14 protein-coding genes and 1 riboswitch are annotated in these 17,822 nt (G+C 74.3%); of the genes, 6 read left to right on the forward strand and 8 right to left on the reverse strand.

Going from position 1 to position 17,822, the window contains the following annotated elements:
• Positions 1–32: 32 nt before the first annotated feature.
• From ACIGWZ_RS24220 to ACIGWZ_RS24240, 5 genes are read right to left on the reverse strand one after another with little or no spacing between them, the layout of a single operon-like run.
• Entirely contained in the window at positions 33–1,430 is a 1,398-nt protein-coding gene (locus tag ACIGWZ_RS24220) for a cobyrinate a,c-diamide synthase (protein WP_400067895.1), read from the reverse strand.
• A 16-nt stretch (positions 1,431–1,446) separates the two neighbouring features.
• Positions 1,447–2,043: a cob(I)yrinic acid a,c-diamide adenosyltransferase gene (gene cobO / locus ACIGWZ_RS24225; protein ID WP_400067897.1), complete on the reverse strand. Its 597-nt coding sequence runs from the start codon at positions 2,041–2,043 to the stop codon at positions 1,447–1,449.
• The gene (locus tag ACIGWZ_RS24230) at positions 2,043–4,133 is read right to left on the reverse strand and encodes a putative cobaltochelatase (RefSeq protein WP_400067899.1); all 2,091 of its coding nucleotides are present in this window, start codon (positions 4,131–4,133) and stop codon (positions 2,043–2,045) included. Before ACIGWZ_RS24230 ends, cobO begins: the two co-directional genes overlap by 1 nt.
• Complete coding sequence (locus tag ACIGWZ_RS24235; RefSeq protein ID WP_400067901.1) at positions 4,133–5,725, reverse strand: cobyric acid synthase; 1,593 nt, start codon at positions 5,723–5,725, stop codon at positions 4,133–4,135. Before ACIGWZ_RS24235 ends, ACIGWZ_RS24230 begins: the two co-directional genes overlap by 1 nt.
• Positions 5,722–6,693 (reverse strand): cobalamin biosynthesis protein, encoded by a 972-nt coding sequence (locus tag ACIGWZ_RS24240; protein ID WP_400067903.1) that lies wholly within the window; start codon positions 6,691–6,693, stop codon positions 5,722–5,724. Before ACIGWZ_RS24240 ends, ACIGWZ_RS24235 begins: the two co-directional genes overlap by 4 nt.
• Before the next feature lie 129 nt (positions 6,694–6,822).
• A riboswitch (cobalamin riboswitch) is annotated at positions 6,823–6,979 on the reverse strand.
• A 204-nt stretch (positions 6,980–7,183) separates the two neighbouring features.
• On the opposite strand from ACIGWZ_RS24240, the gene ACIGWZ_RS24245 reads away from it, so the two are divergent.
• From ACIGWZ_RS24245 to ACIGWZ_RS24255, 3 genes are read left to right on the forward strand one after another with little or no spacing between them, the layout of a single operon-like run.
• Positions 7,184–7,612 carry a hypothetical protein gene (locus tag ACIGWZ_RS24245; RefSeq protein WP_400067905.1) on the forward strand — a complete coding sequence of 143 codons (429 nt, stop codon included), beginning with the start codon at positions 7,184–7,186 and terminating at the stop codon, positions 7,610–7,612.
• Between the two features lie 5 nt (positions 7,613–7,617).
• A complete protein-coding gene (locus tag ACIGWZ_RS24250; RefSeq protein ID WP_400067907.1) occupies positions 7,618–10,278 on the forward strand; it encodes a caspase family protein in 2,661 nt (886 codons plus the stop codon).
• Positions 10,275–11,672, forward strand: coding sequence for an extracellular solute-binding protein (locus ACIGWZ_RS24255; protein ID WP_400067910.1), 1,398 nt, complete (start codon positions 10,275–10,277; stop codon positions 11,670–11,672). Before ACIGWZ_RS24250 ends, ACIGWZ_RS24255 begins: the two co-directional genes overlap by 4 nt.
• A 41-nt stretch (positions 11,673–11,713) precedes the next feature.
• On the opposite strand, the gene ACIGWZ_RS24260 is transcribed toward ACIGWZ_RS24255, so the two are convergent.
• Entirely contained in the window at positions 11,714–11,950 is a 237-nt protein-coding gene (locus ACIGWZ_RS24260) for a hypothetical protein (RefSeq protein ID WP_400067912.1), read from the reverse strand.
• Between the two features lie 46 nt (positions 11,951–11,996).
• Positions 11,997–13,283: an anion permease gene (locus ACIGWZ_RS24265; RefSeq protein WP_400067914.1), complete on the reverse strand. Its 1,287-nt coding sequence runs from the start codon at positions 13,281–13,283 to the stop codon at positions 11,997–11,999.
• A gap of 564 nt (positions 13,284–13,847) precedes the next feature.
• On the opposite strand from ACIGWZ_RS24265, the gene ACIGWZ_RS24270 reads away from it, so the two are divergent.
• From ACIGWZ_RS24270 to ACIGWZ_RS24280, 3 genes are all read left to right on the forward strand, one after another.
• Entirely contained in the window at positions 13,848–14,528 is a 681-nt protein-coding gene (locus ACIGWZ_RS24270; RefSeq protein WP_400067916.1) for a class II aldolase/adducin family protein, read from the forward strand.
• Between the two features lie 112 nt (positions 14,529–14,640).
• Positions 14,641–15,768: an alpha/beta hydrolase gene (locus ACIGWZ_RS24275; RefSeq protein ID WP_400067918.1), complete on the forward strand. Its 1,128-nt coding sequence runs from the start codon at positions 14,641–14,643 to the stop codon at positions 15,766–15,768.
• Positions 15,769–15,921: 153 nt separating this feature from the next.
• Complete coding sequence (locus ACIGWZ_RS24280; protein ID WP_400067919.1) at positions 15,922–17,382, forward strand: hypothetical protein; 1,461 nt, start codon at positions 15,922–15,924, stop codon at positions 17,380–17,382.
• A gap of 26 nt (positions 17,383–17,408) precedes the next feature.
• On the opposite strand, the gene ACIGWZ_RS24285 is transcribed toward ACIGWZ_RS24280, so the two are convergent.
• Entirely contained in the window at positions 17,409–17,822 is a 414-nt protein-coding gene (locus ACIGWZ_RS24285; protein WP_400067921.1) for a VOC family protein, read from the reverse strand.

Consider the following 17,822-nt stretch of genomic DNA (forward strand, 5'->3'; position numbering starts at 1 on the left):
CGCGCTGGGGACCGTCACCGCGCCGCCTGCCGTCATGGCGCGGCGTCCGGCTCCGCCGCGCTCCGCGCCGCGCTCCCGGCCAGCCGGTCGGCCAGCGACGGCTCCGCCGCCCAGTGCACATGGAGATACGAGGCGTGCACCCCGCCGCTCACAAAGCCCTCCACCCGCCGCTCGGGATGCGTCAGACCCCACGCCGGGGAGGCGCCCGCGCCCGGCTCCAGGACCGTGCGGTGGAATTCGTGGCCGCGCACCCGCGTCCCGGCCACGGCCAGGGCGTTGTCCTCCAGCGCCACCGCCTCCCGGTAGCCGAGCGTGAGCCGCTCCGTCATCCGGGCGTCGGCGGGCAGCACTCCGCACATCGGCAGTCCGTCTATGGACCGGGACAGATACAGCAGGCCCGCGCACTCGGCGGAGACCGGCGCCCCGGAGGCGGCCAGCGCGGCCACCGCCGCGCGCAGCGGGGCGTTCGCCGACAGATCCGGCGCGTACATCTCGGGGAAACCGCCGCCGATCACCAACCCCTGTGTACCGGGCGGCAGTTGCTCGTCCCGCAGCGGGTCGAACGGGGCCACCTCGGCGCCCGCGGCGGTCAGCAGCTCGGCGTGCTCGGCGTACGAGAAGGTGAAGGCGGCGCCGCCCGCGACGGCGATCAGCGGCCGCCCGCCGCCCGTCGCGCGCGCCCCGGTCCGCACCTCCGCGGCCGGATCCCAGGGTGTGTCCGGCAGCGTCGGCACCGCGCGCGCCAGCGCCAGCAGCGCCTCGAGATCGCAGCCCTCGCGCACCCGCGCGGCCAGCTCCCCCACCGACTCCACCGCCTCGGCCCGGCGTTCGGCGACCGGCACCAGGCCAAGATGCCGGGAGGGCGTACGGGCCGTGGGGGTACGCCGCAGCGCGCCCAGCACCGGCACCCCGGAGGAGTCCATCGCCTCGCGCAGCAGCTCCTCATGGCGGTCCGAGCCGACCTTGTTGAGGATCACCCCGGCGAGCCGTACCTCCGGATCCCACGACGCGAAGCCGTGCACCAGGGCGGCCACCGACCGCGACTGCGACGAGGCGTCCACCACCAGCACCACCGGCGCCCGCAGCACCTTCGCCACCTGCGCCGTCGAGGACAGCTCGCCCCTTCCGGACGCGCCGTCGAACAGCCCCATCACGCCCTCGACGATCGCCAGGTCCGCGCCCGCCGCGCCGTGCAGGAACAGCGGTGCGATCCGGTCCACGCCGCACAGATAGGCGTCCAGGTTGCGGCCGGGACGGCCGGTGGCCAGGGAGTGGTAGCCCGGGTCGATGTAGTCGGGGCCCACCTTGTGCGGCGAGACCGCAAGGCCCGACTCGGCGAACGCCGCCATCAGGCCCGTGGCCACCGTCGTCTTCCCCGCGCCCGAGGACGGCGCGGCGATCACCAGCCGGGGGACGGCACCCACACTCATCGCACGCTCACCGTTCTCACCATTCGATGCCCCGCTGGCCCTTCTGGCCCGCGTCCATCGGATGCTTGACCTTCGTCATGTCCGTCACCAGATCCGCGAAGTCCAGCAGCGGCTGCGGGGCGTTGCGCCCGGTGATGACCACATGCTGGGTACCGGGGCGGTCGCGCAGCACCGACACCACCTCCTCGGTGTCGATCCACCCCCACTTCAGCGGATAGGCGAACTCGTCCAGCACCAGCAGCTTGTACGTCTCCGCCGCCAGATCCCGCTTGACCTGCTCCCAGCCCTCGCGCGCCGCGTCCTCGCTCGAGGCGATGTCGCGCTGCACCCAGGACCAGCCCTCGCCCATCTTGTGCCAGGCGACGCTGCCGCCCTCGCCGGAGGCGCCGAGCACCTTCAGCGCCCGCTCCTCCCCGACCTTCCACTTCGCCGACTTCACGAACTGGAAAACACCGACCGGCCAGCCCTGGTTCCATGCCCGCAGCGCCAGCCCGAAGGCGGCGGTGGACTTGCCCTTGCCCTGGCCGGTGTGGACGAAGACCAGCGGACGGTTGCGGCGCTGGCGGGTGGTGAGCCCGTCGTTCGGTACGACGGACGGCTGTCCCTGCGGCATTACGCGGCCTTCCTGTTGGGGTGAACGGGCCTGCCCTGCGCGGTCCGTACGAGCGCGGAGACGTTGTCCGCGCGCAGTTCGTCGAGGGTGACGGCGGTGCCCTGCAGCGCCGTGGCCAGCTCACCGGCCAGGCCCAGCCGGACCGGGCCCGCCTCGCAGTCCACGACCACCGAAGCGGTGCCGTCGGCGGCCAGCAGCCCGGCGGCCCGGCGGGCCCGTACCAGCGGCTCCGGCCCGCCGGTCGCCCGCCCGTCCGTCACGACCACCACCAGCGGCCGGCGCGCGGCATCGCGCATCCGCTCCACCCGCAGCACCTCATGGGCCCGCAGCAGCCCCTCCGACAGCGGCGTACGGCCCCCCGTCGGCAGCTGCTCCAGCCGCGCCGCGCCCGCCTCCACCGACGACGTCGGGGGCAGCGCCAGCTCGGCGCCCTTCCCCCGGAAGGTGATCATGCCGATCTTGTCGCGCCGCTGGTAGGCGTCCAGCAGCAGCGACAGCACCGCGCCCTTGACCGCACTCATCCGCTTGCGCGCCGCCATCGAACCGGAGGCGTCCACGACGAACAGGACCAGATTCCCCTCCCGCCCCTCGCGCACCGCCTCGCGCAGATCGTCCCGGCGCACCACCAGCCCCGGCCCGCTGCGCCCGCGCGCCCGCTGATGCGGCGCCGCGGCCTGCACGGTCGCCGCCAGGTGCAGCTTGCCGAGGGCACCCCGGGGGCGCCGGGCGCCGGTGGTACGGCCATGGGCGGTACGGGCCCGCGAGCGCCGGCCGTCGGCGCCCTCACCCAGGCCCGGCACGTCCAGCCGGCGGGTGCGGAACGGCTCGGCGGCGCCGACGGCGGCCTGTTGGGCACCGGCTCCGGCGGCGGGCTGCTCGGCCTCGTCCGGCCGCTGCTCGGGGACGGGCGCCGGGTCGTCGCCGCCGTCCGCCTCGGGGCCGGCGGGCGGCGTCTGCTCGGGCCGGTCGCCGTCCTGGGGCGGCACCCCGCCGGAGCCGGGCCCGTCCGGCCCGCCGCCGGGACCCTCGGGCCCGTCGTCCGGCCCCTCCGGCTCCGGGTCGTCCTCGCCGTCCGCCCCGCCGAACTCCTCCAGCGTCTCGTCCAGCTTGTCCTCGTCCAGACCGGGCGCGTCGAACGGATTGCGGCGCCTGCGGTGCGGCAGCGCCAGCAGCGCGGCCTGCCGCACATCCTCCGACAGCACCTCCGTGCGCCCCGCCCACGCCGCCAGCGCCGTCGCGGTCCGGGCCATCACGATGTCCGCGCGCATGCCGTCCACCTCGAACGCGGCGCAGGTCGCGGCGATCTGCTGCAGCGCCGCCTCACCGAGCCGGACGGACGGCAGCAGGCCCCGGGCCGCGACGATCCGCTCCCGCAGCGCCGCCTCCTCGTCCGCCCAGCGCTCCGCGAAGGCGGCCGGATCGTCGTCGAACGCCAGCCTGCGCCGCACGACCTCCACCCGCTGCTCCGGCTCCCTGGAGGCCGCGACCTCCACGGTCAGCCCGAAGCGGTCCAGCAGCTGCGGCCGCAGTTCGCCCTCTTCGGGGTTCATGGTGCCGACGAGCAGGAAGCGGGACGCATGCCGTACGGAGACGCCCTCGCGCTCCACGTAGGAGGCGCCCATGGCGGCGGCGTCCAGGAGGAGGTCGACCAGATGGTCGTGCAGGAGGTTGACCTCGTCGACGTAGAGCACCCCGCGGTGCGCATCGGCCAGCAGGCCGGGCTCGAAGGCCTTCACGCCCTCCGACAGCGCCCGCTCGATGTCGAGCGCGCCCACCAGCCGGTCCTCGGAGGCGCCGACGGGCAGTTCGACCATCCGCGTCGGGCGGTCCTCGGAGGAACCCGCCTCATGGGGGCCGTCGGGGCAGCCCGGGTCGGGCGCCTGGGGTGCGCAGGCGAAGCGGCAGCCGGTGACGACGTCGACACCGGGCATCAGCGCCGTCAGCCCGCGCACCATCGTCGACTTGGCGGTGCCCTTCTCACCCCGGACGAGCACCCCGCCGATGGCGGGGGAGATCGCGTTCAGCAGCAGGCCCAACCGCATGTCGTCCATGCCGACGACAGCGGTGAACGGGTAGGAGACCGACGCCATTAACGGGTACCCCCTTCAAGGGAATTGCTCTGGTCGGACGCGTCAACGGGGCGCGGCGCCCCCGGAGGTACGAACGGCAGCCCCGCCGGCACCCCGTCCTCGATCAGCCGCAGCAGTGCCTCGGTGTCCGCATGCTCCTCGATCAGATCGCCGAGCCGGTCCAGCTGCTCCTCGCGCAGCGCGCCGAAGCTGGTGTCCGGGGCCGGTACGAACGCCCGGCCCGCGTCGGCCGCGACCCGGCGCAGGAACGCCCGCCGGAAGCCGTCGCTCTCCAGCGAGCCGTGCCAGTGGGTGCCCCACACGGAGCCGACCCGGCAGCCGTCCAGGAACGCCTCCTCGCCGCCGGTCACTTCGGCCACGCCATGGTGGATCTCGTACCCCTCCACCGGCTCGCCGAGCGCCTCGCCGACCGGCCGCGCGAGCGTCTTCTCCGGCGCGAACCGCACCCGTACCGGCAGCAGGCCCAGCCCCTCGACCGTGCCCGCCTTCGACTCGACCTCGTCCTCGATGCGCTCGCCCAGCATCTGGAAGCCGCCGCAGATGCCCAGTACCGGGCGCCCCTCGGCGGCCCGCCGGGCGATCGCGGCGGCCAGCCCGCGCTCGCGCAGCCACGCCAGCGCCCGGACGGTGCCGCGCGTCCCGGGCAGCACCACCAGGTCCGCGTCCGCCAGCTCCTCGGCGCGGTCCACGAAGCGCACCACCACGCCCGGTTCGGCCGCCAGCGCGTCCACATCGGTGAAGTTGGACATCAGCGGTACGGCACACACCGCCACCCGCAGCACATCCGCGCCGACCGGCGGAGCGACCACCGACTCGCGCACCGCGCCGCGCAGCGAGACCCGCAGCCCGTCCTCCTCGTCGATGCCGAGCCCGTGCGCGTACGGCAGCACGCCCAGCGCCGGCCGCCCGCTCAGCTGCTTCATCATCTCCAACCCGGGCTCCAGCAGCGTCACATCGCCCCGGAACTTGTTGACGAGATACCCCGCCACCAGCTCCTGATCCTCCTTGGACAGCAACGCCGTGGTCCCGAAGAACGACGCGAAGACACCGCCGCGGTCGATGTCGCCGACGATCACCACCGGGATCCGGGCCGCCCGCGCGATCCCCATGTTCACGATGTCGGTGCGGCGCAGATTGATCTCGGCGGGGCTGCCGGCGCCCTCGCAGATCACCGCGTCGTGGGTCCGGCGCAGCTCGGCCAGGCAGTCGGTCACCGTGCCCAGCAACTGCTCCTGGCGCCCCGCGTGGTACCCCCGCGCGCTGAGCTCCCCCACCGGCTTGCCTAGCAGCACCACCTGACTGCTGCGGTCGCTGCCCGGCTTGAGCAGTACGGGGTTCATCAGCGCGGTCGGCTCCACCCGCGCCGCGGCCGCCTGCATCGCCTGCGCCCGCCCGATCTCCGCCCCCTCGCGCGTCACGAAGGAGTTCAGGGACATGTTCTGCGCCTTGAACGGGGCGACCTTGACGCCCTGCCGGGCCAGCCAGCGGCAGATGCCCGCCGTCACCACGCTCTTGCCCGCGTCGGACGTCGTGCCGGCCACCAGCAGGCCGCCGCCGACCGCCGTGCCGGATCCCCTCAACCGCCCGTTCACCGGGGCTTCCTCCCACTCTCGTTCCTGCGCCGTACCACGCCGACCGCCAGCCGTCCCGCGACCGTCGTCGCCAGCGCCAGCACACTCACCCGGCGCGAGAGCCGCACCGCCCGCTCGATGTCCTCTGTGCCGGGCGGCGGCGCCGGACCGTTGAGCACCGGGCGGTGCTCGACCCGTCCGCCGTACGCCAGCGTGCCGCCCAGCCGGACGCCGAGCGCGCCCGCGAACGAGGCCTCCACCGGGCCCGCGTTGGGGCTCGGATGCGCGCCGCCGTCCGCCCGCCACGCCCGCAGCGCGCCGCGCCGGTCGGGGCCCGCCAGGACGGTCAGCGCGGCGGTCAGCCGGGACCCGGGCCAGCCGGCCACGTCGTCGAGCCGGGCCGCCGCCCAGCCGAACCGCCGGTAGCGCGGCGATTTGTGGCCGACCATCGCATCCAGGGTGTTCACCGCACGGAACGCCACCAGGCCGGGCACTCCGCCCAGCGCGCCCCACACCAGGGCGCCCACCACCGCGTCCGAGGTGTTCTCGGCGACCGACTCCACCACCGCGCGGGCCATCCCCGGCCCGTCCAGCGCCTGCGGATCGCGGCCGCACAGATGCGGCAGCCGCTCGCGCGCCACCTCCAGGTCACCCGCCGCCAGCGCGCCGCCGACGGCCCGCGCCTCCCGGCCGAGCGAGGTGCCGCCGAGCACCGCCCAGACGGTGGCCGCGGTCAGGGCGACCCGCGCCGGGGCCCGGCCGCCCAGGGCGCGCTGAAGGAGGGCGGCACCGGCCGCCGCGCCGCCCGCGCACACCACGGCGTGCGCCGCCCCGTATCCACGGTGGTCGCGCCACAGCCGGCGCTCGAGTGCGCCCGCGGCACGGCCGAAGGCGGCCACCGGATGGCCGCGCCGGGGATCGGCCGCGATCAGGTCACCGAGAAAGCCGAGGGCCGCGCCGCACGCATATCCCGCGTGTTCGCCGCGCATCGGATCAGGCCGCCGTCAGGCCTCGAAGGCACACGGTGACGGCTGGGCGCGGGCATCTCGAATGGCGGCCGGGCATGGCGATATGTCCTCACTCAGGGTCCGCGCCCTGGCTCGACGTGACGGCGACGAGAGTCTCCTGGCTCCCGGATCGGCGCTTCCCCCGGCCTTCCAGCCCGTACGCGGCGGCCCCTGCGGGCATCCGTGCGGCGGACCGTGGCCGTTGCTGGAGGAGCGCTCCCCGGTGACAGTGGCGGGACCGCGCCGGATTCTCACCGGTCTTCCTCATCTGTCGCCGAATGGCCCGGGCAGTCCACCACGCCCCGCGAATGCCCGTCAACTCACCCTTGACCTGCGAAGCAGCCCTGTGGCAGGGGGTGTGGCGCGGGCCACAGGGTGGTCGGTACGTCACCGACGGTTGCCCCTGGGCCTGATCGCGCGTCACTATCTGGTGCACGGTGGGCAATGGGGCCCGCCGGAAGGGGGCCGGGGGATGTCGGACAGCGCCGACCGCGACGAGAGCGGTCGACAGACGCAGCAGGAGATCCGCATCAGGATCACGGGCACGGACGATGCGGAGCAGGACACCGCGCACCTCAAGGCGTGGCTGGAGCGGGAGCCGTGGCTGACCCGGCGGCAGCACGACTGGGCGCGGCGTTCCCGGCCCGCGGGGGAGAGCGAGGGCGTGGCGGAGCCCGGCCCCGCGGATATGGCCGTCGGGGTCGACGACCTGATCCTGGTCGTCGTCGGCGCGGTCGCCGCGGAGGTCACCAAGAGCCTGACCATCGCCCTCCAGGAATGGCTGCGCCGGCGCAGGGAGGAACGCGCCGACGGCGAGCGGCCCTCCGTCGCGGTCGGCGAGCGGGACGGCGATCTGCGCGAGCTCGGCGGCGCCGGGGGCGGCAGCACCGCCGAGGACTGAGGCGGATGCCCGAATACGACGCACGGGGCAAGGTCAACCGGGCGCTGCTGATCTGCGTCAGCGACTACAAGAACCTGCGCCCGCTGCCCGCGGTGAAGGACAACGCCGAGAAACTCAAGAGCGTCCTGACCGACGCCGGCACCGACCTGTTCACCGAGGACGAGGTCCGCATCTGCCGGACCCAGGAGCCGTGGGAGGTCCAGCAGGAACTGGACGTCGTCACGAGCGAGGCGCGCGGACTGCTGCTGGTGTACTTCTCCGGCCATGGCCGGGTCGGCCCCGACGGCGGCGATCTGCAGCTGATGGTCGGGACGTCGGAACGGCGCCACAAGACCGTCTCCTGGGCGGACGTGGTGCTGCGCTACCTGGACAACGCGCGGGCCGACCGGATAGTGATCATCCTGGAGTGCTGCTACGCCGGAAACGCGGGCGAGGCCTTCCACCGCTGCCGCAAGCCCATGTCGCTGCTGATGGCCGCGCAGCCCAACCGCCGTATCTTCAGCGGCGACGAACCGGCCGGCGGCAGCGTCTTCACCCGCGCCGTGGTGCGGATCCTCGAACGCGGCATACCGGGCAAGCGCTTCGTCGCGTTCGACGATCTCGTCCAGGCGCTGCGCCGGGAGGTGGTCGGCGAGCGGACCCCGATGGGCGACGTCTGGAAGCCCCGCTCGGCCAAGCAGAACACCACCGACGACGTCATCCTCTCCTTCGCCACCTCCGGCGACCGGCCCCGCACCCCGCTGCGCATCCGCTTACGCCGCTGGCTCAACGCCTACCTCCGGCACTGGCCCAGGCTCCTCCTCGTCCTCGCGATCATCTTCGTACCGGCCACCGGGGGCGTCGTCCTGCTGAACCTCCCCGGCGAGGCCCCGGCCTGCCCGCCCGCCCTCGAACTGCGGCTGCTCACCGCCCCGGAGGCCGAACCCGCGCTGCGCCGCGCCGCCTTCGACTACGAGATGTCCGCGGCCGACACCCGCCCCCTGGACGGCGAGGGCGACTACCCCGACGGCTGCCGGCGCGCCCAGATCACCGTCTACTCCGCCGCCAAGGACCAGGTCGGCCAGGGCTTCGCCGCCGCCGACCGCTGGCAGGGCGAGGCGCAGGGCACCGGCAAGGGCGGGCCGGACGGCAAGGGCGTCGACCCCCTCTACCGGCCGGGCCCGCAGCCCGACCTGTGGATCCCCGAGTCCACCGCCGACTACGACGAGGTCCGCCGCCGGATGCCCGCGACCGGCTCCCCGGCGACACTGCACGACACCGGCCCGGTCGCCTACACCCCGCTGGTCGTCGGCATCCCGTCGAAGAAGCAGCTGGACGACGTCGAACGGGGCAGCGCCTCCTGGCGGGACCTGCTCACCGGCACCGACGCACAGCACCGCAACCTCAAACTCCTGCGGCCCAGCCCCGTCCTGTCCGGCACCGGCCTGCTGCACACCGTCGGCCTCTACCTCGCCGCCGACGGCTCCGCCATCGGCTCCTCGGACACGGCCGGCCCCGATCCGACGCTCGCCGACAACGCCGAGAGCCGGCTCTCCGCCCCGGGCAGCCAGTACGCGGGCAGCACCGAGCTCCTGTGCTCGCTGCGCCCCGGCCGGAACGGCTCCGGTGACGCCGGGGCCGGCTCCGGCGCCGCCGCGAAGTCCGCACCGCTGGTCTCCGAGAAGGCCCTCGCCGACTTCAACCTCGGCCGCGCCATCGGCAGTTGCCCGACCCTGCCCGACCCGCTCGCCCCCGGCGACCGCTACACCGCCTACTACCCCAGGAACGTCCCGGCCCTCGACCACCCCCTGATCCGGGTCGACTGGCGCGGCGCCGCGGACGCCACCGCCCGGCGGGCCGCGGTCGGCCGGTTCGCCGAGTGGCTGCGCGACCCGGGAGGCGGGCAGCCCGCCATCACCGCGCAGGGCTACCGCGGAGTGCCCGGAAAGGACGGCGCGATGCCGCAGCCGGCACTCGGTTCGCCGCTGCTCACCAGCCGCGCGGAGACCGATCCGCACGCCCCCGTCATCCCCTTCACCGCGGGCTCGGACCAGGTGTCCAAGGTGCTCGACAGCTACAACAAGGCGCAGAAGTCCAGCCAGTTGCTGATCCTGATGGACGCCTCCACCTCCATGGCGGACGGCGGCAGACTGCCGATCGCCGTCAGCGCGGCGAGCCGGGCCGTGGAGATGGCCGGCGCCCACCACACGTACGGGCTGTGGACCTTCCCGGACCCCGCACACCCCGACGACCGCAACGCCGTGGACGAGCTCGTCCGGCTCGGCAGCGCCGACCCGGCCCGGGGCAAGGCCGCGCTGGAGCGGATCGCGGGCGGCGGCCTGGTCGACCACGGCGCCGCCATGGAGGAGGCGCTGACCGCCGCCGTACGGGCGATGAAGACGGCCAAGGGCACCAACAACGCCATCGTGCTCGTCCTCGACCAGGACGACGGCGCCGGAGCGCAGCGCGCCGCGGGCGTGGACAGGACGCTCACCGCGCTCCTGAAGAGCGGACCGGATGTGCCGGTCCTGACCCTGGCGATGGGCCGGTCCGGCTGCGACGCCGTCGCCCTCCAGTGGCTGGCGGCCGCCTCCAAGGGCCGCTGCGTGTCCGGGGGACCGGGGGCGCCGGATCAGCTCGCCGGTTTCGTCGCCTCCATCGGGACCGCCGCGAAGGGGGACCGATGACCGCTCCCCGCACCCCGATGACCGCCGCGCTGGCCTGTCTGACCCTGCTGGTCGCCGCGAGCGGCTGCACCTCCGGAGTCGGACCCGGCCCCGAGAAGGGCGCGATCGTGCTGGCCACCGGCAGCGACCTCAGCAGCTCCGGCGTCCGCCAGGACCTGATCGACGCCTTCGAGAAGCGCACCCACCGCACGGTACGGATCGTCAAGCTCCCGGACACCGCCGACGGCCAGCGCAGCCAGCTGCTGGCGGCGGGACAGTCGGGCAACGGCGGCTATGACGTGCTCAACATCGATGTGGCCTGGACCGCGGAGTTCGCCGAGGCGGGCGTGATCCGGCCCTGGGGCGCGAGCCTGGACGGCGACTTCCTCGACAGCGTGGTCAAGACGACGGAGTACGACGGCAAGGTGTGGGGTGTGCCCTTCAACACCGACGCCGGGCTGCTCTATTACCGCAGCGACATCCTGCACGACTACGGGCACGACGGTCCCCCCGCCAACTGGGGGCAGCTGAAGGACTGGGCCGACCAGGTCGCGGGCGCCTACAACCGCAAGGCCGCGAAGGAGGCCGACGGCGGGCGGAAACCGCCCAGGATGTACGGCATGGTCGCCCAGCTGCGGCCGTACGAAGGGCTGACCGTCAACGCCCTGGAGTCGGCCTGGGCCAACGGCGGTGACCCGGACGCCACCAGCTTCACCAAGGGCGAGCAGGTCGGCTCGCTCCAGCAGGGCGTCGCCGACCTCAAGCTCCGGCTCGACTCGATCATGCCGCACGAGGCCACCACGATGGACGAGACCGAGAGCCGCCGCTGGTTCGCCGACGGCCGGGCGCTGTTCATGCGCAACTGGCCGGTCGAATACGCCTCGGTCGCCGAGAAGCTCACGCCCGGCCGTCAGTTCAGGGTCGCCGAGCTGCCGGCCCGCGCCGTCGACGGCAAACGGATGTCCGTCCTGGGCGGGCAGAATCTCGCGATCTCCGCGCACAGCACCCGGCCCGAGGGGGCCCGGGCGCTCATCGAGGCGCTGACCGGCCGGAGCAGCGAGCGCTGTCTGCTGGAGCGGGGATTCGCCGCGACCCGCGATTCCGCGTACCGGGAGGGCGCGGACGCGCCGTCCTGCCCGCTGCCGCCCGGGGACGCCGAGCGCGGCGAGCGGGGCGCCAGCGGGCCGCCGGCGCCGCAGCCCGGCCAGGAGCCGCCGTACACCCGCACGCTGTACGCGGCCCTACGGGCGGCCGAACCGCGCCCGCGCAGCGCGCACTACCAGACCTTCAGCAAGGTGGTGCAGATCCGGGTCTCCGAATACCTGGGCAGTCGGGGCGGCACCGCCATCGCGGACGAACTGGCCAAGGAAGCGGATGAGGCGCTCAGCGGACGAGGGGATCCCCGCGGCCGCTGAGCGCCTCATCCGTGTCGCCGGTGAGCGCCGTCGTCCCGCTCTCAGGCGGCGACGATCAGGTAGATGCCGTACGCCACCGCCGCCGCGCACAGGGCGAAGGCGGTCACTGCCCCGGCCCGCGCCCCGGCGCCGGGCGCGGTGGCCGTGGCCGTGTCGCCCGGCCGGCCCGGCGTGCGGGACGTACCCACGATGCCGACGGTGAACAGGCCCACGATCCCTACCGTCACCGCGAGCGTGACGCCGAAGACCTGGCCGAGAGCTGCCCAGTCGATGCTCATTGCGTTCCCTGTCCTTGTGTTTCCGTGTCCGTTGCGGGAGGTCGCGCTAGCGGGCGGCCGTCGCGGTCTTCTTCTTGCGTGCGGCGGGCGGGGCCGCGGGGGCGTCCGCGGCCGCCGGGGACGGCGCTTCGGAGGCGTCCGGCTCGGTGGCCGGCGGGGTCACCTGGCCCGCCGGCGGAGGCGCGACGGTCTGCAGCGCGGCGGTCACCACGCCCACCGGCTCCGCGGCCGGGCCGTCGTTGACATTGGTGTGGTCGATGGGCTTGCGCCGGGAGGCGGCCCAGATCGCGCCGCAGACAGCGAGACCGAGGACGGCGACCGCCGCCACGCCCCAGCTGCCCTGCTTCGCCAGGAACGCGGCGCCCGCCGCGACCAGACCGGCCGCCGGCAGCGTCAGCCCCCAGGCCAGGACCATCCGGCCGGCCGTCGACCAGCGCACCACGCCGCCCTTGCGGCCCAGGCCCGAACCCATCACGGAACCGGAGCAGACCTGGGTGGTGGAGAGCGCGAAGCCGAGGTGCGAGGAGGCCAGGATGGTGGCCGCCGCGCCGGTCTGGGCGGCGAAGCCCTGCGGCGGCTGGATGTCGGTGATGCCCTTGCCCATCGTGCGGATGATCCGCCAGCCGCCCAGGTACGTGCCGAGCGCGATGGCCATGCCCGCGGAGGCGATGACCCACAGCGGCGGGTCGGCGTGCGGGGCGACGACCCCGCCGGTGATCAGCGCGAGCGTTATCACGCCCATCGTCTTCTGCGCATCGTTGGTGCCGTGGGCGAGCGAGACCAGGGCGGCGGAGGCGATCTGGCCCGCGCGGTAGCCCTTGGCGGTGTCGGCCTCGTGGCGGTGGCGGGTCAGCCGGTAGGTGAGCCGGGTCGCGGCCATCGCGGCCAGACCCGCGACGATCGGCGCGGCCACTGCCGGGATGAGGACCTTCATCACCACGGCGCCGCCGTGCACCCCGCCGGTGCCCACGGACACCAGCGTCGCGCCGATCAGACCGCCGAAGAGGGCGTGGGAGGAACTGGAGGGCAGGCCCGCGAGCCAGGTCAGCAGGTTCCAGACGATCGCGCCGACCAGACCGGCGAAGATCACTTCAGGTCTGATGCCGGCGCTCTCGTCGATGATCCCCCCGGAGATGGTCTTCGCCACCTCCACGGACAGGAAGGCACCGACGAGGTTGAGCACTGCCGACATCGCCACCGCGGTCTTGGGTCGCAAGGCGCCGGTGGAGATGGTGGTGGCCATTGCATTGGCCGTGTCGTGGAAGCCGTTCGTAAAGTCGAACACCAAGGCCGTGACGATCACGATCCCGATGAGAAGCGTGATGTGTTCCATTCACCCAGGCAATCAGTTCGAAGGTCAGTGTCGCTGGGACCGTACGGAGGGTGGGTGAACGGAAAGTGAACTGCAAGGGGCTCGGTAGTGACACCACCGCACGGTTCAAGCGGAGGTGTCTCCGATGTCACTTCCGCATCACCCGTTGGCAAACTTCCTGAGCTGGGCCGCCGACCCGTTCCGGCGGTCCCGATCACCCGGCGGCCCACCCGTGTCGGGGGGTTTGCCGGTGGCGGCGGCCCTGGCTATGAGGTGGCGCCGGGGGCGGGGGAGGAGCGGCGGGTGGTCGTGCATGGGTCCCCTCGGGATTGCTGATCGGGATCGCTCACGTGCTGCTCGTGTCACTGCTCACGTGCCGCATCCCGGCAACTCATGCCCGACGTTAGGGGTCGACCAACATAAGACGGTCGAACATCGGCCAATCACCACTAACTGCACCTGAATCACCAAATGGCGGATATCGGACAGGCGTGCCCGTGCCGTACCGTGCCCCGCCCGCCCGTACGGTGGCGCGCACACGGTCCCCCCATCCGCAGTACTGCCGCCACCGCGCCGGAGGACACCATGCACGGCACCACCGCCCGCCCGACGAAGGACCACCCCGACCGCATCGCCGAAGCCTGGAGCGAACTGGTCGCCACCGCCCGCCGCACCGTCGCCGACGGCCTGGTCGTCGGCACCTCCGGCAATGTCTCCTGCCGCATCAAGGACCTGATCCTGGTCACGCCCACCGGCGTCCCCTACGACCGGCTCGGCCCCGGCGACACCACCGCCGTCGGTCTCGACGGCGGCCAGATCCTCGGCTCGCTGCGTCCCACCAGCGAACTCCCCATGCACCTGGCGGTCTACCGCGCCACCACGGCCACCGCCGTCGTGCACACCCACGCCCCGTACGCCACCGCCGTCTCCACCCTCGTCACCGAGCTCCCGCCGATCCACTACATGGCCGCCGCCCTCGGCGGCCCGGTCCGGGTGGCCCCGTACGCCCTCTACGGCACCGACGAGCTCGCCGCGAACATGCTCGACGCGCTGCGCGACCGCACCGGCTGCCTCCTCCGCAACCACGGCACCATGGCCTACGGCGACAGCCTCGACCAGGCCCTGGACCGCACCGCCCAGCTGGAGTGGATGTGCCGGGTCTGGCTCACCGCGAGCTCCCTGCCGGGACATACGCCCAGCCTGCTGTCGCCGGCCGAGCTCGAGGCGGCCCGGGACAAGCTCGGCGGTTACGGCCAGCGGGACTGACCCGCCGGTCCCTCGCCCGCGGCCGTACCCCGCGACACCGCGGCACCGCCGCCGTCACCCGCCCGCTCCCGCCCCGCTGGCCGCACCCGGTCTCCCTTTGCACACTGGGAAGATGCGAAGGGGTACTGCGGCGGCCGTGGCCACCATGACCGTGCTCGGCGCCGGGGCGGCCGCCGTGGCGGTCGGCCGGTATGCCGGCGATGTTGCCCTGAAACCGTCCCCCGATCTCCCCCTGCCCGGCGACTCCCGTCTCACCGTTCACTCCGTCACCGACGATCTGATCTCTCTGACCCGCAGTTTCGTCTCCCTGCGGCCCGGCATCTACGGCCTCACCGGCTCCGGCTGCCACGCCGAGATCGGCCCCGTCGTCCACGGCACCCCGCACGCCCCCGACACGGTCGTCCGCCGCCTCACCCGCGTCACCCACGGCACCCTGCGGCCGGGCCTGCGGATGCGGCTGACCCCGCAGGTGCACATCGGCAACCCCCGCGACACCCTGGGCGCCGAGAGCGCCGACGTCGACGTTCCCGGCGAGCTGGGCCCCCTGCCCGCGTGGTTCCTCCCCGGCGTCCGCGACACCTGGGTCATCACCGCGCACGGCCTGGGCACCACCCGCGAACACCCCATGGTCGTCATGCCGTTCCTGCGCCGCCACCGCCTCCCGGTCCTCGACATCGCCTACCGCAACGACCTCGGCGCCCCGTCCACCGCCGACGGCATCAACCACCTCGGCGACGCCGAATGGCGCGACCTGGACGCCGCCATCCGCTACGCGATCCGCTACGGCGCCCACGACGTCGTCCTCTACGGCTGGTCCACCGGCGCCACCATGGCGCTGCGCGCCGCCGGCCACTCCGCGCTGCGCGACCGGATCAGCGGCCTCATCCTGGACTCCCCGGTCCTCGACCGGCACGCCACGGTCCGCGCGCTGGCCGCCGCCCGGGGGATCCCGCGCGCCCTGCTCCCGCTGGTCGTCCGCGCCGCAGAAGGCATCACCGGGCTGCCCGTGCACCGCCCCGCCGACGCCGCCGACCCGGCCGCGCTGGCCGTCCCCACCCTCATCTTCCACGGCCCGGACGACACCATCGCCCCCTGGGCCGCCTCCCGCTCCTTCGCCGCCCGCCGCGGGGACCTGATCACGCTTCAGTCCGTCCCGCACGCCCCGCACGCCGCGATGTGGAACGCCGACCCGCCCCGCTACGAAGAGGCCCTGCGCCGCTTCCTCACCCCTCTGATGTGACCCCGCCCCCGGCCCCGCCCCGCCGGTGACCGGCAGGCATACGGGGGGACAACTCCCCACATCAGGGATGGGGCGGCGAGGTGGCGCGGCCCCCGAAGACCGCAAGCCGGGTTCCGATTGGGCTTTCGGGCCGTCAGCGGCAACACTGCTCCTGTGACGTCCCGTACTCCGCGCGACTCCCGGCTCCGACTCGTCTCCGGTCAACCGATTGCGGCCGCCCGCCGGGCGGTGAGCACCCGGACCGCCCGCCCGGCACCCCGCCCGCCCGCGGGCACGCCCGCGCCGGCGGAACTGGCCCGGCAGGCCCGCGCCGTCCTGGCCGGCGCGGCCCGGCTCGCCCGCTGGGCCGACGGCCCCGGCGCCACCGGCACCGGCCTGCGGGCCGGCCCCGACGGAGCGCTGCCGGACGCCGCCGTGGAACGCGCCGCCGCGGACCTGCGGCTGACACCGCACCAGGTCCGCGCCGACTGGGACCGCGCCCGGCTCGCCGGCCTCATCGAACTGCACGGGGGCGTCGCCCGGCCCGGCTGGCGGCTGCGCGCCTGGGACCGCGACGACACCGCCGCACTGCGCGGCTGGGTCGCCCTCTTCGACGCCTGGTCGCTGGCCCGCCCGGCCCCGTCCGGCGCCGGCCCCGCCATCGTCGCCGAAGTCGTCGAGGCCGTACCGCAATTGCTCTCGCTGCTGTATCTGTCGGCCGGGCCCGTACGCCTGCCCGTCCTTCTGGACATGCTCGAACAGCGCGTCGCCGAGCTGCGCACCGAACGCTGCGAGGTCCCCTACGGACAGGACCCGGCCGACGCCGCCGGCGCCGGAGGCGCGGTGAACGACGCCGCGGGGGCCTCGCTCGCCGCGCTCCTGAACTGGGCGCTGGGCGCACTGACGACGGTGGGCGCGATGGTCCCGCCGGGCGGCGCGCCGGGCGAGGCCCACGACGGTGCGTACGAGGATTCCTACGACAGCGACGAGGCGCAGCTGACGCCGCTGGGCAACTGGTCGGTGTGGGTCAAGCTGGAGCGGATCTGTGTCGCCGCGCAGAGCCCGGCCGGCCATATCGAGCAGTCCGCCGAGGCGATGCTGCGCGGCTGCGCCCGGCTCACCCCGGGCCCGGCCCGCACCGAATACCGCGCCTGGCTCGCGGCCCGCGCAATCGGCGCCGCCGTCGAGGAACTGCTGACCGTGGCCCGCGGCGAGGACGCGCTGCTGCGTGGCCTGGCGTTCGAGGCGTTGCGCGCCGTCGGCGCCCCCGCCGAACCGGCCGTCCGCGCCGCCGCCGACGAGCCGGCGCTGCGCCCCTACGCCCTGCTCTGGCTGGTCGAGCACGAGGGCGGCGACCCGGAGACCGCGCCCGATGTGCTCACCCGCGAGGAGTCGACCTGGCTGTGGGTGGACACCGCGGCGGCCGTCGCCGACCACGGCGAGACCCAACTCCTGGTCCGGCACCTCGACTCGGCGGTCCAGGGCTCGGTGCCCCGCCTGCTGGCGGAGGTACGCGCCGTCGGCCACCCCCGCACCGTCCAGGTGCTGGTCGCCCTGGCCGCGGCGCACCCCGACCCGGCGCTCGCCAAGGCCGTGCGCCGCGCGGCCTTCCAGGTGCACACGGGCGGCGCGTAAGCCGGGCGGCGGATGCGCCGGGCGCCTCATGAGGAGGCGCCCGGCACATACGTCCCGAAGCTCCAGACGTTGCCCTCGCCGTCCCGCGCCATGTAGTCGCGCGAGCCGTGGTCCTGGTCCGTGGGCGGCATCAGGATCTCCACGCCCGCCGCCCGGGCCCGCGCGTAGTGCGTGTCGGTGTCCTCGACCACGACATACACGCCGGTCGGCCCCGCATCGCCCATCGCCTCGTCGAAGGCCCCGCCGTGCCCCTTGGACCCCAGCATCACCCGCCCGTTGCCGTACGACAGCTCGGCATGCACCACCGTGCCGCCCTCGCCCTCGTACACCGCCTCTTGCGTGAACCCGAACGCCTCCGTCAACAGCCGGATCGCGGCCTGGGCGTCGCGGTAGAGCACTGCCGGATACATCGTGGGCGCACCCGCCGTCGAGCTCGTCAT

This window comes from Streptomyces sp. NPDC053427, from assembly GCF_044544985.1.
Lineage (GTDB): Bacteria > Actinomycetota > Actinomycetes > Streptomycetales > Streptomycetaceae > Streptomyces.

What these genes read in the sequence shown, in the direction of transcription:
- ACIGWZ_RS24250 (WP_400067907.1), top strand. Translation starts at nt 7,618, where the DNA reads ATGCCCGAATACGACGCACGGGGCAAGGTCAACCGGGCGCTGCTGATC.
- ACIGWZ_RS24240 (WP_400067903.1), bottom strand. Translation starts at nt 6,693, where the DNA reads ATGCGCGGCGAACACGCGGGATATGCGTGCGGCGCGGCCCTCGGCTTT.
- ACIGWZ_RS24265 (WP_400067914.1), bottom strand. Translation starts at nt 13,283, where the DNA reads ATGGAACACATCACGCTTCTCATCGGGATCGTGATCGTCACGGCCTTG.
- ACIGWZ_RS24220 (WP_400067895.1), bottom strand. Translation starts at nt 1,430, where the DNA reads ATGAGTGTGGGTGCCGTCCCCCGGCTGGTGATCGCCGCGCCGTCCTCG.
- ACIGWZ_RS24230 (WP_400067899.1), bottom strand. Translation starts at nt 4,133, where the DNA reads ATGGCGTCGGTCTCCTACCCGTTCACCGCTGTCGTCGGCATGGACGAC.
- ACIGWZ_RS24260 (WP_400067912.1), bottom strand. Translation starts at nt 11,950, where the DNA reads ATGAGCATCGACTGGGCAGCTCTCGGCCAGGTCTTCGGCGTCACGCTC.
- ACIGWZ_RS24270 (WP_400067916.1), top strand. Translation starts at nt 13,848, where the DNA reads ATGCACGGCACCACCGCCCGCCCGACGAAGGACCACCCCGACCGCATC.
- ACIGWZ_RS24275 (WP_400067918.1), top strand. Translation starts at nt 14,641, where the DNA reads ATGCGAAGGGGTACTGCGGCGGCCGTGGCCACCATGACCGTGCTCGGC.
- ACIGWZ_RS24255 (WP_400067910.1), top strand. Translation starts at nt 10,275, where the DNA reads ATGACCGCTCCCCGCACCCCGATGACCGCCGCGCTGGCCTGTCTGACC.
- ACIGWZ_RS24245 (WP_400067905.1), top strand. Translation starts at nt 7,184, where the DNA reads ATGTCGGACAGCGCCGACCGCGACGAGAGCGGTCGACAGACGCAGCAG.
- ACIGWZ_RS24285 (WP_400067921.1), bottom strand. Translation starts at nt 17,822, where the DNA reads ATGACGAGCTCGACGGCGGGTGCGCCCACGATGTATCCGGCAGTGCTC.
- cobO (WP_400067897.1), bottom strand. Translation starts at nt 2,043, where the DNA reads ATGCCGCAGGGACAGCCGTCCGTCGTACCGAACGACGGGCTCACCACC.